Source organism: Glutamicibacter sp. B1, from assembly GCF_039602135.1.
Taxonomy (GTDB): Bacteria; Actinomycetota; Actinomycetes; order Actinomycetales; family Micrococcaceae; genus Glutamicibacter; species Glutamicibacter ectropisis.
Map to the genome: position 1 here is coordinate 3,096,819 of NZ_CP125942.1, position 16,305 is coordinate 3,113,123.

13 protein-coding genes are annotated in these 16,305 nt (G+C 59.0%); 6 read left to right on the top strand and 7 right to left on the bottom strand.

Going from position 1 to position 16,305, the window contains the following annotated elements; genetic code table 11:
* Positions 1 to 27: 27 nt before the first annotated feature.
* The 5 genes from QMQ05_RS14515 (at position 28) to QMQ05_RS14535 (ending at position 4,455) form a co-directional block, all read left to right on the top strand.
* On the top strand, positions 28 to 780 hold the full coding sequence (locus QMQ05_RS14515; RefSeq protein WP_345471140.1) for an alpha/beta fold hydrolase: 753 nt from the start codon (positions 28 to 30) through the stop codon (positions 778 to 780).
* Positions 777 to 2,261 carry an aldehyde dehydrogenase gene (locus QMQ05_RS14520; RefSeq protein ID WP_345471142.1) on the top strand — a complete coding sequence of 495 codons (1,485 nt, stop codon included), beginning with the start codon at positions 777 to 779 and terminating at the stop codon, positions 2,259 to 2,261. The genes QMQ05_RS14515 and QMQ05_RS14520 overlap by 4 nt, the downstream gene beginning before the upstream one ends.
* A 14-nt stretch (positions 2,262 to 2,275) precedes the next feature.
* Complete coding sequence (locus QMQ05_RS14525; RefSeq protein ID WP_345471144.1) at positions 2,276 to 2,482, top strand: tautomerase family protein; 207 nt, start codon at positions 2,276 to 2,278, stop codon at positions 2,480 to 2,482.
* Positions 2,483 to 2,514: 32 nt separating this feature from the next.
* Positions 2,515 to 3,561 (top strand): LLM class flavin-dependent oxidoreductase, encoded by a 1,047-nt coding sequence (locus QMQ05_RS14530; protein ID WP_345471147.1) that lies wholly within the window; start codon positions 2,515 to 2,517, stop codon positions 3,559 to 3,561.
* A gap of 90 nt (positions 3,562 to 3,651) precedes the next feature.
* The gene (locus tag QMQ05_RS14535; protein ID WP_345471149.1) at positions 3,652 to 4,455 is read left to right on the top strand and encodes a GNAT family N-acetyltransferase; all 804 of its coding nucleotides are present in this window, start codon (positions 3,652 to 3,654) and stop codon (positions 4,453 to 4,455) included.
* Here QMQ05_RS14535 and QMQ05_RS14540 read toward each other — a convergent pair.
* Positions 4,445 to 5,212: a VOC family protein gene (locus QMQ05_RS14540; RefSeq protein ID WP_345471151.1), complete on the bottom strand. Its 768-nt coding sequence runs from the start codon at positions 5,210 to 5,212 to the stop codon at positions 4,445 to 4,447. The two genes, QMQ05_RS14535 and QMQ05_RS14540, sit on opposite strands and share 11 nt — an antisense overlap.
* A 190-nt stretch (positions 5,213 to 5,402) precedes the next feature.
* Between QMQ05_RS14540 and QMQ05_RS14545 the strand changes: the two genes are divergently transcribed.
* Positions 5,403 to 6,950 (top strand): long-chain-fatty-acid--CoA ligase, encoded by a 1,548-nt coding sequence (locus QMQ05_RS14545; protein WP_345471153.1) that lies wholly within the window; start codon positions 5,403 to 5,405, stop codon positions 6,948 to 6,950.
* Here QMQ05_RS14545 and QMQ05_RS14550 read toward each other — a convergent pair whose 3' ends face one another.
* The 6 genes from QMQ05_RS14550 to QMQ05_RS14575 form a co-directional block, all read right to left on the bottom strand.
* The gene (locus QMQ05_RS14550; RefSeq protein WP_345471155.1) at positions 6,951 to 7,736 is read right to left on the bottom strand and encodes an enoyl-CoA hydratase/isomerase family protein; all 786 of its coding nucleotides are present in this window, start codon (positions 7,734 to 7,736) and stop codon (positions 6,951 to 6,953) included.
* A 115-nt stretch (positions 7,737 to 7,851) separates the two neighbouring features.
* Positions 7,852 to 12,099 carry an alpha-L-arabinofuranosidase C-terminal domain-containing protein gene (locus QMQ05_RS14555; RefSeq protein ID WP_345471157.1) on the bottom strand — a complete coding sequence of 1,416 codons (4,248 nt, stop codon included), beginning with the start codon at positions 12,097 to 12,099 and terminating at the stop codon, positions 7,852 to 7,854.
* The gene (locus QMQ05_RS14560) at positions 12,074 to 12,466 is read right to left on the bottom strand and encodes a hypothetical protein (protein ID WP_345471158.1); all 393 of its coding nucleotides are present in this window, start codon (positions 12,464 to 12,466) and stop codon (positions 12,074 to 12,076) included. Before QMQ05_RS14560 ends, QMQ05_RS14555 begins: the two co-directional genes overlap by 26 nt.
* A gap of 169 nt (positions 12,467 to 12,635) precedes the next feature.
* Positions 12,636 to 13,631, bottom strand: a complete 996-nt coding sequence (gene yjfF / locus QMQ05_RS14565) for a galactofuranose ABC transporter, permease protein YjfF (RefSeq protein ID WP_345471160.1) — start codon at positions 13,629 to 13,631, stop codon at positions 12,636 to 12,638.
* Positions 13,628 to 14,650, bottom strand: a complete 1,023-nt coding sequence (locus QMQ05_RS14570; RefSeq protein ID WP_345471162.1) for an ABC transporter permease — start codon at positions 14,648 to 14,650, stop codon at positions 13,628 to 13,630. The genes yjfF and QMQ05_RS14570 overlap by 4 nt, the downstream gene beginning before the upstream one ends.
* Positions 14,647 to 16,227 (bottom strand): sugar ABC transporter ATP-binding protein, encoded by a 1,581-nt coding sequence (locus QMQ05_RS14575; protein WP_434063152.1) that lies wholly within the window; start codon positions 16,225 to 16,227, stop codon positions 14,647 to 14,649. The genes QMQ05_RS14570 and QMQ05_RS14575 overlap by 4 nt, the downstream gene beginning before the upstream one ends.
* Between the last annotated feature and the right edge of the window lie 78 nt (positions 16,228 to 16,305).

Sequence of the window (16,305 nt, forward strand, 5' to 3'; positions counted from 1 at the left end):
CGCATCACCCAAAGGAGCGAAGCACGTATGACAAGCACCAAGCAGCCACCGGTTCTGCTCCTGCATGGGGTCGGATTGGACCAGAGCATGTGGGGGCCACTGCGCGAGCACCTAGGACGTGAGTCAGTGGCCCTGGACCTGCCGGGGCACGGGGCACGCCCACCGCTACGCAGTGCACAGAGCCTTGCGAGTATGGCCGCCGATGTGCTCGAACGCATTAACACCCGTGAGCCGGTGCACCTGGTGGGATTTTCACTCGGAGCACTCATCGCCCAGTATCTGGCACGTTTCGCCCCCGAGCGGGTACTAACCTTGTCCGCGGTCAACTCGGTATGCCAGCGCACCGTCGAAGAAGCCGCTGCGGTAGAGGAACGCCTAGCCACTGCCGGCACGAATTTCGCACAGGGAGTGGACCGTGCCATCGAACGCTGGTTTCCGGCTTCGGCGAGCGCGGTGGACCCGCAACTGATCGAAGACACGCGCCAGATCATGGCGGGCAACGACCTGGAATCTTATTTGCACGCCTACGCGGTGTTCGCCCGCGGTGACCGTGAGATCGCCGGGGAACTGGCCGCGATCACCCAGCCAACACTGGCGATTACCGGCGAGCTGGATCCCGGATCGACGCCTGAAATGTCCCGCCGACTAGCCGCAGCCATCCCTAATTCGCGGCTGCGCATCGTCCCCAGCGCACGGCACATGCTTCCGGTCGAGAACCCCCTGGCCCTAGCCACGGAATTGAACAGTTTTTTCAGCGACAACGAAGGGAAACACGCATGAGTGAGCGTTACATGCATTTCATCAATGGCGAGCACGTCGCTCCCAGCGAAGATCGTTTCTTCACCAGCACCAACCCGGCAACCCTCGACGAGCTCTACGAGGTCGCCCGCGGCAATGCCGAAGACGTGGACCGCGCCGTCAAAGCCGCCCACAAGGCCTTCACTTCCGACTCGTGGAGCGCACTGAGCGCCACCGCTCGCGGACACCTGCTGCGCCGGCTGGGCGATCTGATCGGCGAGAACTCCGAGAAGCTGGCCCGCTACGAGTCCTTGGACAATGGCAAGTTGCTACGTGAAATGCGTGGCCAGCTGGCGACCTTGCCCGAGTACCTCTACTACTATGCCGGGTTGGCCGACAAGGTGCAGGGCTCCCAGATTCCGAGCATGAACCCGGCGATCCTGAACTACACACAGCGCGAGGCGCTGGGTGTAGTCGGTGCGATTACTCCATGGAATTCGCCGCTGACCCTGACCACCTCGAAGATCGCCCCGGCGCTGGCCGCCGGCAATACCGTGGTGATCAAACCCAGCGAATACACCTCACGCACCGTGCTCTTACTCGCCGAGTTGGCCGACCAGGCGGGATTCCCACCGGGAGTGATCAATGTGGTCACCGGTTTCGGGGCCGAGGCCGGCGCCGCGTTGGTCTCGCATCCGCTGCTGGCCAAGATCTCCTTCACCGGTTCCACCGCTACCGGGTCGAAGATCGCTGCCGAGGCCGCCAGCCGATTCATCGGTTGCACCTTGGAGCTGGGTGGTAAAAGTCCGAACATCGTTTTTGACGATGCCAACGTGTCCAACGCAGCCATGGGTGTGGTGGCCGGAATCTACGCAGCGGCCGGGCAGACCTGTATCGCCGGCAGCCGCGTCTTTGCGCACAAGTCGGTGTACGACGAACTGCTGGAAAGAGTCACCGAACGCGCCAAGTCCATTGTTATTGGCGACCCACTCTCGGATTCCACCGAGCTGGGCCCGCTGGCCTTCGCCGACCAGCTGGAGAAGGTGTCCTCCTATGTGAAGATCGGCGCGGATGAAGGCGCCACGGTGCTTGCCGGTGGCACCTGTCCTGCGGGCTTGGAACTGCCCGGGTATTTCTTCTCCCCCACGGTCTTGACCGACGTGAACAATGACATGCGTGTGGTGCGTGAGGAAATCTTCGGCCCGGTCGCAGCGATCATGCCTTTCGAGCACGAAGACGAACTGCTATCCATGGCCAATGACACCGAGTACGGACTGGCTGCCGGGGTGTGGACGCAGAACCTGGCCCGCGCCCATCGCATGGCTCGCAAATTGGAAGCCGGCACCGTGTGGGTCAACACCTACCGCGCCATGTCGCCGATGTCCCCACGTCAGGGCTTCAAGTCCTCGGGCGTTGGCATCGAACATGGGCTGGAATCCATGAATGAATACACCCGGCTCAAGAGCGTCTGGATCAATACCGATGAATCCCCGGTGGCCGATCCCTTCGTGATGCGTAGCTAGTCAAGGAGCCACCCATGCCATTGATCGACGTTTCTATCGCTAAGGGTCGCAGCCCGCAACAATTGCGTGCCCTGATCTCTGCCCTGCATCAAGCCGCCGAAGACACGGTTGATGCGGCACCGGAGAACATCACCGTGATCGTGCGCGAAATCGAACATGAGCACTGGTCCAGGACCAACCAAACCATCGCCGAACGTAATAACACCCAGGCCACTGCCTGAGGCAAGACAGCAGCAAAGAAGGAAGGATCACCATGCGCTTTTCATTGTTCATCCATATGGAACGCTACGACGACACCATCAGCCACCAAGAACACTTCGAAAATCTGGTTGAGCTGACCCAAATGGCCGAAGCTGGTGGCTTCTCCACGGTTTGGATCGGCGAACACCACTCCATGGAGTACACGGTCTCCCCAAACCCGATCCCCCAGCTGGCCTATCTCGCTGCCAAAACCTCCACCATTCGCTTGGGCGCAGGCACCATCATCGCCCCGTTCTGGAATCCCATTAGGGCAGCAGGCGAACTGGCATTGCTCGATATCATCAGCAACGGCCGCGCAGAATTGGGCGTGGCCCGCGGTGCCTATCAGTATGAATTCGATCGGATGACCGAAGGCATGAAAGCCACCGACGGCGGGGCGGCCATGCAGGAACTGATTCCCGCGGTGAAGAAGCTCTGGGAAGGTGACTACGCGCATGATGGCGACGTTTGGCAGTTCCCGACCTCCACGTCGGTGCCTAAGCCGCAACAGCAGCAGATTCCGGTGTGGGTCGCCGCCCGCAGCCCAGAATCGCACGATTATGCGGTAGCCAATGGTTGTCATGTCATGGTGACCCCATTGATGAAGGGCGACGAAGAAGTCGACGACTTGGTCCAAAAGTACGAGACCGCCATCGCAGCCCACCCTGAGATTTCGCAACGCCCCGACATCATGGTGCTGCGCCACACCTATGTGCACAGTGCTGAAGAGCCCGAGGCTTGGCGTCCAGCGGCCGAAAGCATCCAAAAGTTCTACCGCACCTTCGACGCGGTCTTTGGCAACAAGGTTCAGCCGGTGAACGGCTTTATCGAACCAAGCCCCGAAGAAAAGTTTGCCGGTCGTGAAGAATTCACCCCCGAATCCCTGCACCAAACGGCCATGATCGGCACCCCGGAGGTCGTGGTGGATCGCCTACGCCACTACGAAGAGCTCGGGGTCAGCGAATACAGCTTCTGGAGCGACAATGCGATGAGCCATGAAGAGAAGAAGCGCTCACTGAAGCTCTTCATTGATGAAGTGGTTCCAAAGTTCGCGCAGTAGTTTCTAAGCGGTCACTTTTAGCAGCTGAATATGTGGCGGTCGGGGTTCTTTGTTGAGAACTCTGACCGCCATTATCCGTACACTGAGCAAATGACCCTTTCACGTGAACGCTTGCTGGGCCTCTACGATCAGCAGCTACGCACTGACGCCGAAACTCCCAGCGCCCTGAACGTGCAACGCCTTGGCCCGTTGCGCCTGGTGACATTCGCCAATGGCCGCGGATTTATCACCTTCCCGCACTTCACGGGGCAAGAACCAGAATCTTTGGCCCAGTTGGCACCCGAGGCGATTCAGTACTTTGCAGAGCAACCCGAGATCTTGCAGGTGGAGTTCAAAACGCGCGGGCACGACCATGCTCCGGGCCTGGATGAGGTACTGAAGGATCTGGGGTTCAGCGCCGAGCCCAGCGAGTCCATCATGATTGGCGCCATGGAATCACTGATCAGCGGGCGTCCGGTGCCCGAGGGCGTGGAAGTTCGGCAGATTAGTAGCTCCAGTGAGATCGAAGAGATGTGTCGCATGGTTGATCGGGCCTTTGATGAGCCCTACGACCCGGGGACCACGCAGGCGCTGATCAACCGCATGGCCAGAAAAGACGGCATGGAATTATGGGTGGCCACGAGCCACGGGCAAATGGTCGGGGCTGGACGGTTGGAGCCGGTGGCCGACAGTGAATTTGCCGGGCTCTGGGGTGGCGGGGTGCTGGAAGAATACCGGGGGCGCGGAATCTACCGTGCGCTCACCGAGGCGCGGGCACGCAGCGCGCTGGCCGGCGGCTACCGTTATGTCCACAGCGATTCCACCGAGTATTCGCGCCCGATCCTAGAGGCCCGGGGCCTGGTGAAAGTCTCGACCACCACGCCCTATCTTTGGCAGCGTTCGGCTAATTCCTAACCGGGGCGATCACCGCAAATTCGGCGCCACCGGGGTCGGCGAGCATGGCGGTGCGCCCAAAGAAGGAGTCATGGGGTTCGCTGATGATGCTGCCGCCCAGTTGTTGGGCCAGCGCGGCGCTCTCGTCGGTGTTGTTGACCGCAAAGTAGGTGCGCCAGCCTTCGGCAGTGTCCTGGCCGGCAACATCGTAGAGCCCGGCGGCCGCCTGCGCCCCCTGCCCCAGCGTGGAATAGCGGAACTGTGCCGAGTCGGCGACCGGGTTTAGCTCCCAGCCCAAGGCTTCGCGGTAGAACCTCGCGACGATCTCGAAGTGCTTGGTATGTAATTCGTTCCAGATGCGGTGTCCGTGGCCGCGAGACTTTTCTGGATCCTGCGGGGCAAATCCTTGCCACAGTCCCACACCTGCCCCGGCGGGATCGCCGATCAGCGCCATGGTCCCCTGTCCTGGCATCACCACGGGCTTCAGGTAGCGTTGGCCGCCGTGAAGTTTGGTGGCGAACATGGCCGAATGAATATCAGCCACCCTCAGGTAGGTCATCCACGCATCGGGCGCCGAGCCTTCAGCGTCATTGGCCACCAAACCGCAGACCGGTTCCCCTTGTAGTTGCGCCTGCTGATAGTGATCGGGTCGACTGTGGGCAACACCCTGCATCTGCCATCCGAAAAGCCTGGAATAAAACTCGATGGCACCATCAAGATCGCTAGTGAACAAGTCCACCCAGCAAGGCTCGGCTCGTTCGGCTCTGACTACCGGCATCGCAACCCCATTTCGCGCTCATACCAGCTCAATGCGCTGAGTCTATTCCGGTTCCGCGCAGATCAGCAATGGGTCGAAAGTTTAATCTGACATTATTACGACACTGAATCTCTTGATTTGAGTCGCAGTTCCTCTACGCTTATTTGTGACACAGGGCACAATCCCACATCGTATTCTCGAGGAGACGCACATGAGCACTTCCAATCTCACCCTTTCGGTCGCCGCCATCCTCGCCGAAGGTGCCACCCGCCACCCCGAGCTGACGGCCATCACCATGAACGGGTCCAGCACCAGCTACCGCGAGCTCTGGGAGCAGACCAAGGCCTACGCCGGAGCACTGCAAGAACGCGGCATCAGTGAGGGCGATCGAGTGGCGGTGCTGATCCCCAATGTCACCGACTTCGCCCGCGTGTACTACGCGATCCTGTCCCTGGGAGCCACCGTGGTACCGATCCACGCACTGCTCAAGGCCCGCGAAATTTCCTATGTGCTCGAAGATGCCGAGGTCAAACTCCTGATCTGCGCCGCCCCACTATTAGCCGAAGGGGCCGGTGGGGCCAAAAATTCTTCGGTGCCACTGCTCACCGTCATGAATCCCGAGGCACAGGCAGATAACCGTCTGGAGGATCTTGCGGCGAGCGCCACCCCGATCACCACCTACCTGCCACGGCATCCCGAAGATATTGCCACGATCCTGTACACCTCGGGCACCACCGGCAAACCCAAGGGAGCGCTGGGCACCCATTTGGCACTGCTCGAACAGACCCACACCAATTTGCTGAGCACCATGGAAATTCGCCGCGGTGACAAGCTCTTTGGTGGGCTGCCGCTGTTCCACACCTTTGGGCAGACCTGCGTCTTGAACACCGGGTTACGCGCGGGCGCGGAGGTTGTCTTGTTGCCTAAGTTCAGTGCCGAGTCGGCCCTGGAGCTGGTGCTGGAGGCAGATATTGACGTGTTCTTTGGGGTCCCGACCATGTATGTGGCGCTCTTGGAGGCCGGGGCGCAGCGCGAGGGCAAACCCACCAAGCTACGCTATGCCATCTCCGGCGGCGCCTCACTGCCCCTGTCGGTACTCACCGCCTTTGAAGAGCGTTTTGGATCGCGCATTTACGAGGGCTACGGACTGACCGAAACCTCCCCGGTGGCCTGCTTTAACCATGTGGGTCGTGAACCGCGCCCGGGCACCGTGGGCACCCCGGTATGGGGCGTAGAGGTAGAGATCGCCGATCCTGCCTACCCACAGGAGATTCGGTTGCTGCCCCGCGGGGAACTGGGCGAACTGGTGGTGCGCGGGCATAACCTGTTCTCCGGTTACCTCAATCGTGAAGAGGCTACGGCCGAGGCCGTGGTGGATGGCTGGTTCCGCACCGGCGACTTGGGTACCAAGGACGAGGAAGATTACCTGCGCATCCTGGACCGGACCAAGGACATGATCCTGCGCAATGGCTACAACGTGTACCCACGCGAGATCGAAGAAGTGCTCACCAGCCACCCGGACGTTTCCAATGCCGCGGTGTACGGGGTGCCCGATGAAAAGCATGGCCAGGAGATCGTCGCCTCGGTGACGCTCAAGGCCGGGTCAACGTTGAGCGTCGACGAACTCAGCGACTGGGCCAAGGAGCAAATGGCCGCCTATAAGTATCCGCGCCATATTCAGATCGTCCAAGAATTCCCACTGGGTCCTTCCGGTAAGGTGCTCAAGCGCGAACTGGTGGCACAGTTCGACCGCGAGTAGCTATTTTTTACTAGGAAAGTCTGGGGCGCGGTGCTGCAGAAAGGCTTCGCGCCCCTCGGCCAGGTCCTCATTCTGCGCGTTCTCTTCCCAGGCTGAGTCCCACCAGTCATCACTGGGCTCAGCGTTAACGGCCAGTGCGATCGCTTCACGGGTACGATCGATCGAATACGCGGAATTCGCCTGCAGCTGACTCAGCAATTGACCCAGGCGCGCTTCTAGTTCGGTGTGCGGGACCACCAGGGTGAATAGACCCCAATTCTTGATATCTTCGGCCGAAAGCCTGGCGCCAGAATACAGCAGGTACTTCGCGCGGTCTTCCCCCACGGTGCGCACCAGACGCTCGATGCCTGGGCGCGGAAAGACCAGCCCGATTTTCGCTGGGGTGATCGCCAAACGCACCTGATCGCTGGCCAACTGCATTTCGCAGGCGGCGGCCAGCTGCCAGCCTCCCCCGAAACAATTGCCCTCCACCACGGCGATCGTGGTTTTGCCACAGTTTTGAATGCTGCGATCGACCAGGTCAAAGTGGTTGATCAGTTCCCCTCGATCGTCCCGGTCAAAGAGCACCCGGTCCATCTGGTCGATGGCAATGCCGGAGCAGAAACTACAATTTGCCCCGCGCACCACAATGGTGGCTACCGTGGGATCGGCGGCCAGGGAGGCGAAGGCGCCGAGCAGTTGCAGGCACATATCTTTGGTCAGTGCGTTGTACTGCCCGGGGTTATCCAGTAGCACCGTGGCCGTGGATTGCTCAATGCTCACCACTACCCTAGCTTCATGAGTCATCAGATCCTCCTTGAGCCTCAAAACTGCCGTGCCAAATAAGCCGTGCCAAATAAGCATGCCCCGTACCAGCAATCTATCGCTGGTACGGGGCATGCGCACCCAGGTGAAGAAACTGTTACTTCACAGTCAGCCTCAAGAACGTGACCGAGTAGGCCGGAACCTCATAGTCAAGGCCATTCTTGTCGGCCTTGAGTTTGAAGTCCCTAGGAGAAACCTTCATCGGATCCTCCTTGGTGTTCTGCGCCTCGGGAGCCGCGACCAGTTCCGTGGCCTTAACCGTGGAACCAACTTTGACATCATCTACCGAAATCTTGGTCTGTGATGCGGTAGCGGTAGGGTTGACCAGCTTCACGATCAGCTCGTTGTTCTCGGTATCGCGGGTGACCACCTGGTAGAGCGGCTTGGCGGCAGGTTCGGTGTACTCGAACTGGAATTCACCATCGAGGTACAGCTTGATGGTATTTCCCTCAACCACGATCTTCACCTGGTAGTCCTTACCGGTTTCCAGGCTCAGGTTTGGACCGGCAGCCACCTCACCCTGGCGGGCAGAGTCGGCACGTTCCAGGACCGAACGAGTGTTGCCCCAACCTCCGAGGTTCCACCAGTAGAACTTGTCGGCGGCCCCGGCGGCGAAGCCGATGAGGAAGCCTTCCTTGCCGGCGTCCTTCCGCGCGGTAAGTTCCACCGTGTAGTTCTTCCAGTCCTTGTCATAGGCGCCGGTGATCAGGCTACGAGCATCCTCGATGTTCGTATCCGACTGCACGTAGCGCCCATCTTCAACATTCCAGGCACCGCGTTGCGCTTCCCACTTCGAATCATCGGTGAAGTCGTCGCTAAAGAGTTCTTCACCGGATTCATTGTCGGTGACGCGTAGGTTGTCGTAGGAGGTTTTGGTCTGCCAGCTGCTCAGGAAGACGCCGCCGGTCAAATCCGGTGCGGTGGAGCTCTTCCCGGTCAGCGTGGAAGGGACCACCTGATCGCCGACGTTGTTCATCCACAACTTCTGGTTGTAGTAGTTGGCCGAACCCCAGGACTGCTTATTATCGAACCACATCATGTCCGGGGCCCACTGAACATAGTCCTCATTGGCGAACATGGGTGCGTAGGATGCGAGCTTCACAACGTCCGAGTTTCGCTCCAGGCCGGTCATGTAAGCAGCCTCGGACAGGGCGTTGGCGAAGCTATTGCCACGTGAGGCGTACTCCCCCAAGAACACGGCTGGGCCGCTGCGGTCATAGGAATCGTAACGCTCGTCGTTGCCCAGGAACCAGGAGGGGTCGTTGTAGTAGTGTTCGTCGACCATGTCCACGCCCTGGGCCTTGTTAAACCGCCAGAGTTCATCAAAGCGGGTTCCGGTGTCATCGGGGCCGCTGTTGGAAATGATGGTGATCTCCGGGTACTTCGCCTCGATGGCGTCGCGGAATTTGCCGAAGTTCGCTTCGAAGGTCTTGGTCACTTCTTCATTGCCCAGTCCGATGTACTTCAGGTTGAACGGTTTGCTGTGACCCAATTCGGCACGCTTGGCACCCCAGGTGGTGTTCGTGTCACCGTTAGCAAATTCGATCAGGTCCAAGGTGTCTTGAACCCAGCGATCGATGCGTTCGGAATCGGTCATTTCTGGAATCTTAGAACCACAACCATTGGCTCCCACCGAGACGACCGGTAGCGCGGTGGCGTCCAAGTCCTCGGCCCACTTCAGGTATTCCAGGTAGCCGATGCCGTAGGACTGGTTGTAGCCCCAGAAGTTCCAGTTGGTCGGACGGGTTTCAACTGCCCCGATGGTTTCCTTCCACTGGTAGGTACGCTGGCGGTCCTGACCATCGGATTCTTCATAGGTGTCGAAAGTTCCAACGTTGGTGACACAGCCACCGGGGAAACGCAGGAAGCTGGGGTTCAGGTCGGCCACTTTTTCGGCCAGATCCTTACGCAGTACGGACTTGCCGTTCACTGGACCCACCCAGGTATCTTGTGGGAACAGGGAGACCATGTCCAGCTTGAGCGATCCGGCTGCCGTGGTCGCAAGGCTCAGACGGCCCGAATCGGTGCTTGCCTTAGCCTTGATCGTGACCTTGTACTGTTTCCATTGGTCGCTGCCGTCCACCTTGATGCTTGCGCTGCCGTAGACCTTGGAGGTCTGCGGGTCGGTGAGCTGAACATCGAGCGTCTGGGCCTTGGCAGATCGTGCGAAGACACTGAAGTCGTATTTGGCTCCCTTCTTCACTGCGAGCCCCGAGTTATAGGACTGGTTCTGAATTCCATCACCCTTGGCCGTAGCCTTCAGTTCAAGGTAGGCGCGGTTGGAGTCGTTGAGCCATTCAGCGCGTTCAGAACTGACTTTCGCTTCTGCCTTACCGATGGTTTCCCACCCGGTCAGTGGCGTGAAGTCCTTATTATCGGCCTTACTGAATTCGAAGGATCGGTTGCGTACCAGCTCGGCGTAGAGCCCACCGTCAGCGGCGTAGTTGATGTCCTCGTAGAAGGCACCGTACATCGTATCGCTGATGTCATGCGCCGTGGCATCACCATCGATATTCAGTTCTTGTTGCCCCAGTTCACCGGAGCCTAGGGTGAAGCTCACGGCTTGGGACTTGGCGCCCAAACGCAGTGAACCGTTCTTATGGCGGATCACCCACGCAGCATTTTCATTGGTAGCTCCAGCTAAGCGTAGATAGCTCTTGCCACCGCCGGCATCTACGATCCGCCACGTGGTTTCTGCACCCTCGCTCAGCTGCAGTTTCCCATTTCTGTGCGACAGGTTTCCATTGGCGCTGGAGAGGATCAATGGATGTTCGGTCTCAGAATTCCCCTCGCCCGATTCCTTGGCGGTGAAGCGCAGGGCGGTGCTTGGACGGGTAGTACTCAGTTCTAGTCGCTGCTTCTTATCGGCGGCGAGGTAGAGCGAATCATCGGTGGGGTTCAAGGTAAATGGATCGGTGGGCACCAGGTCGGTTGCCCCGGATTCATCCAGCCAGAAGCTGTCGAAGGATGCGGTATGCCCGGTGCCGTCCTGTGCGGCCAGCGCATACAGGCCAACCTTGGTGGCGTTCCAATCCACCGTGAAACTTGAGGCCTTGGCCCAGTTTCCTTCTGCGTCACCGTAGTAAACAGTGATTTCCTTGCCCTTGCGGTCTAACCGCAACCACTCGGTGGTGGATTCTGGCCGCGCGGTGAATTGGGAGGCATATGCTCCGGCCGATTCGGCAGCGCTTTCGATCACCACCGGGCCTTCGGCGGCACTGGAGACATGGGCCAAGCCAGCACGGACGTAGTTATCGAAGTCTTTCCAAGCCAATAGTCCGGCGCCTTGGAAGTCCTTAGATACCGGGGCGGTGAGGTGGGTGGCCACCGAAAAATCGCCGGCCGGGACATCAACCATGAACAGGTTCTTGGCGTCGTTGGAATCCTGCCAGGTGTCCCCTCGTTGAGAGGTCAGCACCAGGGCTGAATCCTTGAGCTGCCAAGCTGAGGCTTGTTCGTTAATAATGGAGAACCGGTCATCCAGTTCGGTCCCATCAAATTCCTCACGGAAGGTACCTTCGGGAAGTTCGGGGTCCGGTCCGGGAACAACTGGCCCCGGGGTTTCTGGTTCTTCGCTGGAAGGATAAGCGGCGATCAGCGCCTGTTGCTCTTCGGCGGTAATAGGTAGGACGGTGCCGTGGCGTGGGCTGGTGGGAAGTTTCGCGTCGGGCACGCTGGTCCACTGTCCACCGGCCAGATCCTCGGTCTCGAACACCATATAGCCCTTGCCGCCGTGGTACGAAGGCTGGTCGATCATCAGATACCAGCTGTCGTCGGTCAGTGAGGGGAACATCGTCGGGCCTTCACCCGAGGTAAAAGTGCCACCCCAAGGGTTAGGCTGACCCACACCGATATGCTCGGCCAACAGGTCCCATCCATCGCCTTCGCTCACACCCTGGGTGCGCAGCAATTCTGGCGAGGACTCCATGCGAACGCTCATGTCGCCTTCGTCTTTGGTCAGACGGTAGTAGGTGTCATCGACCTCTGCCACGGTGGAGTCAATCATTCCCAGCCCTGGACCTTGACGTTCATCAATCCACACCTTGGGCTCTGAGAAGTCCTTAAAGTCAGAGGTGGTGGAGTACATCATGCGCTGGTAAGAGTCTTTGATGTCGCGCTGATCTGCGGGAACATCATCGGGATAGAGGGCTGAAGCCCAGTAAACCACGTACTGGCCGGTGGCCTGATCCCAGTGTGCTTCCGGAGCCCACAGGTTCCCGGAGTTATCTGGCGAGAGCTTCACTTCGCGCTGGTCGGACCAGTTGATCAGATCCGAGGACTCCCAGATCATCAGTGAGTGGCTTCCGGTTTCTTGGGCGTCACCGAAGGTACCACCACCATACATTTTGAGGTCGGGTGGCTAGCAGGTAGTACTTTGAACCGTCTTCCGATCGGATCAGGAAAGGATCGCGTAGGCCCTTGGTGCCTAGCTCTGATTCCAAAATTGGTTTGCCGTCATTGAGCGTGTACCAACTATTGGGATCAGACCCTTTAGAGACGGCAAGATGAATTTTTTCTCCGTCATCCGTGCTTTCACCGGTGAAATACGGAAAGACATAGGCTGCATAGTCCGTGTCCGATGTCCCATCGCCCGGCGATTGGGCGATGTTCGCACTACTGCCGTGCGGAACCGCGGCGAGCGCCGAGGCGGGTATTGAGAAGGAGACGAGCAATGCCAAGGGCACGGCCCATCGTTTACGAGGATGCATCACTTACTTGAACCTCCATGAGGTAGGTCGACGTGCTAACGTCGTGATGACGAGGACGGGTTCAGGCAAATGACACCGTCGTCGTAATGGGATATTCACCGCCGAACAGCGGCTGGATATGTTTCAGGGTTCGGCACGGTAATGCCGAACCCTGAACCTTTTCACTACGGACTTAGGTTCGCCGTAGGGAAAGTATTCTTTGCAGGATCACGAAGATCAGCAACAAAACACCGATAACGATCTTGGTCCACCAGGAACTGAGCGTTCCTTCAAAGGTGATGATCGTCTGGATCAGGCCCAAAACCATGACGCCAACCACGGAGCCGAGCACAAATCCCATGCCGCCCACCAGCAGCGTTCCGCCAATCACCACGGCGGCAATCGCATCAAGTTCCATGCCGACACCGGTCAGTGCATAACCGGAGCGGGAGAACATCGCGAAGAGAATGCCACCGAGTGAGGCGCAGGTTCCAGAAATGACATACACGGTGACCTTGGTGCGTGCCACGCGCAAACCCATCAAGGTTGCTGAGCTTTCACCACCGCCGACGGCGTAGACCGTGCGGCCAAAGCGGGTGCGGTGCAAGATCCACCAGGCACAGGCGACCACGATCAGGGCGATGACCACCGCGGCGGTGATCCGCCAGCGTCCGGTGTTCAAGCCCCAGTTGGTGATGGCAATGAACCCTTCATCGCGGATCGGCACCGATTCCGGGGCGAAGATGAAGCAAAGCCCGCGGGCTAGGAACATTCCGGCCAGGGTCGCAACGAAGGGTTGCACGTCGAAGTATTGGATCATTACGCCCATGCCCAGACCGATGATGGACCCGGCCAGCAGTGCGATCGGCAAGACGAGAATCAACGGAACACCGGCTTGTAGCAGGGTTGCTGTAATGACCGAGGATAGGGCCAAGACTGCACCGACCGACAGGTCAATACCGCCGGTGAGAATAACGAAGGTCATTCCGGTGGCGAGGACGATCAGGTGCGCGTTGTTAATGAACAGGTTGGAGATGACAGCGGGTGAAAGGAAGTTCTCGTAGCGTACCCCGCCGATGACCAGCATCAACAGGAACACAATGATGGTGCCTAACACCGGAAGGTAGCGGCGATCGAGCGAGAGTTTGCGGGATGCACTCTTGGCGATGGTGGCGGTTGCGGTGCTCATGCGGAAACCTCCTGGAAGCGACGGCGTTCACGTAGTCCGGCCAGCATGGTGCGCAAGCGGGTGGACATCATCAGGGTGACTGCGATGACCACGATGGCCTTGAAAAGCGAGGTCACCAGCGGGGAAATTCCCAAGACCGTAACGGTCAGGCTCAGGGTTGTAATGATCAGTACGCCGACCAGGGTGCCCGAGAGGTTGAACTTGCCACCGGCCAGTGAAGTTCCGCCGATGACTACTGCCAAGATGGCGTCCAGCTCGATAAAGAGTCCAGCGTTATTGGCGTCGGCGGCCATGGTGTTGGCCGCAAAAATCAGTCCGGCCAAACCTGAGAGCAGGGCGCACAGGGCGTAGACGGTGAACACCAGGGTTTTTGATTTGACCCCGGCCAGTCGGCTAGCTTCGGGGTTGATTCCGACAGCTTCGAGCAGCATACCCAGTGCGGTGCGGCGGACCAGCAGGGCCACCACGAGGTACACGCCGTAGGCGATGATGGCAGCAACGGGTAGTCCTAGGAGGAAGCCGGAGGCCAAAGTGCTAAAGGGTGCGCTGGCCACCGTGGTGATCTGACCATTGGTGATCAGCATGGCCACACCACGTCCGGCGGTCATCAGGATCAGGGTCGCGATGATGGGTTGGATGCCGAAGTTCGCGACTAGCATGCCGTTAAAGCAGCCCAAGATGAAGCACAGTCCCAGGGCCACGATGATGGCGCCCAGTGCTGTCCCGACGGAGGCGGGGTGATCGGAGCTGGCGATAAAGGTCAGTGCTACGGCGCCGGCGATGGCCACCGTTGCGCCCACGGATAGGTCGATACCGCGGGTTGCGATGACCAGGGTCATGCCTAGGGAGACCAGCAGTAGTGGCGCGCTATTGCGCAGAATGTCGATGGGTGCACCAAAGAGGTGTCCGTCCAATACGGTGATGCCCAAAATGTCTGGTCGTTTAATGGTGCAGGCGAGCAACAGTGCGGCCAGCGCGACCAACGGCCAGAACAGCCGGTGTTTATAGATGCGGGTCATTTCGTTTCTTCCCCAGTGGCGATGATTTCAATGAGGCGTGGTACATCCACGTCAGGTGTCCTTGGAAGTTCGGCGACCTTGGCATGGTCTCGCATGACAACGATGCGGTCCGAAAGGCGCAGGACTTCTTCTAGTTCGGCGGAAATGAACACCAACGACATTCCTTGTTCGGCAAGTTCTGACACCAGGTTCATGATTTCGGTTTTGGCGCCAATGTCGATTCCACGTGTTGGTTCGTCGAGGATCAGTAGTTTGGGTGCGGTAGCCAACCAGCGTGCCAGCAAGACTTTTTGCTGGTTGCCTCCCGAGAGGTTTTTTAATAGTGCGTTGGGGTTTGCTGGTCGCACTCCCAGGGCCTTGATATAGGCATCAACGATCTGCGAAGCCTTGGTGGCTGGCAGTGGGCGGGTCCAGCCTCGGGCCGCTTGCAATCCCAAGATGATGTTCTCGGCCACGCTCAAGTCCCCGACCACGCCCTCGCCTTTTCGGTCCTCAGAGGTGTAAGCGATCTTGTGTCCCAGGGCTTGGCGCGGGGTGCGCAGTTTGGTTTTCGCCCCGCCAAGTTGGATGGTTCCTTCGTCGGCTTTGTCGGCGCCGTAGAGCAGTCGGGCCAGTTCGGTACGGCCCGATCCCAAAAGCCCTGCCATGCCGATGACTTCGCCGGCGTACAGATCCAGGTTGAACGGTTGTACCGCACCTTTACGGCCCAAGCCCACAGCCTGTAGTAGTGGTTTTGCGTCTTCGGCGCGCGAATTATTGGTGTTTCGCGCTACCGCCTGGCCCACCTGGGCATCCGAGGTGCCGGCGATCATCAGGGACACCAATTCGCGTTGGGGCAGTTCACGGGTGAAGCGTTCTTGGACAAGTTTGCCGTTGCGCAGGATGGTGATGCGGTCCGAAACCGCATAAATCTGGTCGAGGAAGTGCGAGACAAACAGGATGGCCACACCATCTTGGCGCAGTTGCCGCATGACGGTGAACAACTGCTGCACTTCGTCGGTATCCAGTGACGAGGTCGGTTCGTCGAGGATGAGAACCTTGGCGTCGACCACCATGGCGCGGCTGATCGCAACCAGTTGCTGGACGGCCAGTGAGTGGGACCCCAAGGAGCTACCTGGGTCGATATTCAGGCCCATCCTCTTGAGGAATACCGTGGCTTGGCGGCGCATGCTGCGCCAGTCCAGGCCACCGAAGCGTCGTGGCTCGTTGCCGAGCATGATGTTTTCGGCGACGGTGAGGTTGGTGCAGAGATTTACTTCTTGATACACCGTGGAGATGCCGTGTTCGCGGGCATTTGCCGGTCCATTAAAACGGGTTGAGGTGCCATTGACCGTGATGCTTCCACCAGAAAGGGAGTTCACTCCGGTCAGCGCTTTAATCAGGGTAGATTTTCCTGCGCCGTTTTCTCCCATAAGGGCATGGATTTCACCAGGAAATAGTCGGAAATCAACGTTATCCAGCGCTTTGACACCGGGAAATTCTACTGAAATTCCGGTCATCTGAACCACCGGATGGGTTGCTTGAGGTTCGGGAGCATCGGCGGTGCTGGGCCGTTGCTGAGGTTCTGATGCGATCATTAACATGCCTCTATGGGTGCGTGAACTGCCACTTAGTGATGAGCCGGCGCACGGTAAAAACCGTCCGCCGGCTTGAGT

Excerpts from the sequence above, each read along its gene's own strand:
- QMQ05_RS14515 (WP_345471140.1), top strand. The coding sequence starts at position 28 with ATGACAAGCACCAAGCAGCCACCGGTTCTGCTCCTGCATGGGGTCGGA.
- QMQ05_RS14520 (WP_345471142.1), top strand. The coding sequence starts at position 777 with ATGAGTGAGCGTTACATGCATTTCATCAATGGCGAGCACGTCGCTCCC.
- QMQ05_RS14525 (WP_345471144.1), top strand. The coding sequence starts at position 2,276 with ATGCCATTGATCGACGTTTCTATCGCTAAGGGTCGCAGCCCGCAACAA.
- QMQ05_RS14530 (WP_345471147.1), top strand. The coding sequence starts at position 2,515 with ATGCGCTTTTCATTGTTCATCCATATGGAACGCTACGACGACACCATC.
- QMQ05_RS14535 (WP_345471149.1), top strand. The coding sequence starts at position 3,652 with ATGACCCTTTCACGTGAACGCTTGCTGGGCCTCTACGATCAGCAGCTA.
- QMQ05_RS14540 (WP_345471151.1), bottom strand. The coding sequence starts at position 5,212 with ATGCCGGTAGTCAGAGCCGAACGAGCCGAGCCTTGCTGGGTGGACTTG.
- QMQ05_RS14545 (WP_345471153.1), top strand. The coding sequence starts at position 5,403 with ATGAGCACTTCCAATCTCACCCTTTCGGTCGCCGCCATCCTCGCCGAA.
- QMQ05_RS14550 (WP_345471155.1), bottom strand. The coding sequence starts at position 7,736 with ATGACTCATGAAGCTAGGGTAGTGGTGAGCATTGAGCAATCCACGGCC.
- QMQ05_RS14555 (WP_345471157.1), bottom strand. The coding sequence starts at position 12,099 with ATGTATGGTGGTGGTACCTTCGGTGACGCCCAAGAAACCGGAAGCCAC.
- yjfF (WP_345471160.1), bottom strand. The coding sequence starts at position 13,631 with ATGAGCACCGCAACCGCCACCATCGCCAAGAGTGCATCCCGCAAACTC.
- QMQ05_RS14570 (WP_345471162.1), bottom strand. The coding sequence starts at position 14,650 with ATGACCCGCATCTATAAACACCGGCTGTTCTGGCCGTTGGTCGCGCTG.
- QMQ05_RS14575 (WP_434063152.1), bottom strand. The coding sequence starts at position 16,227 with ATGATCGCATCAGAACCTCAGCAACGGCCCAGCACCGCCGATGCTCCC.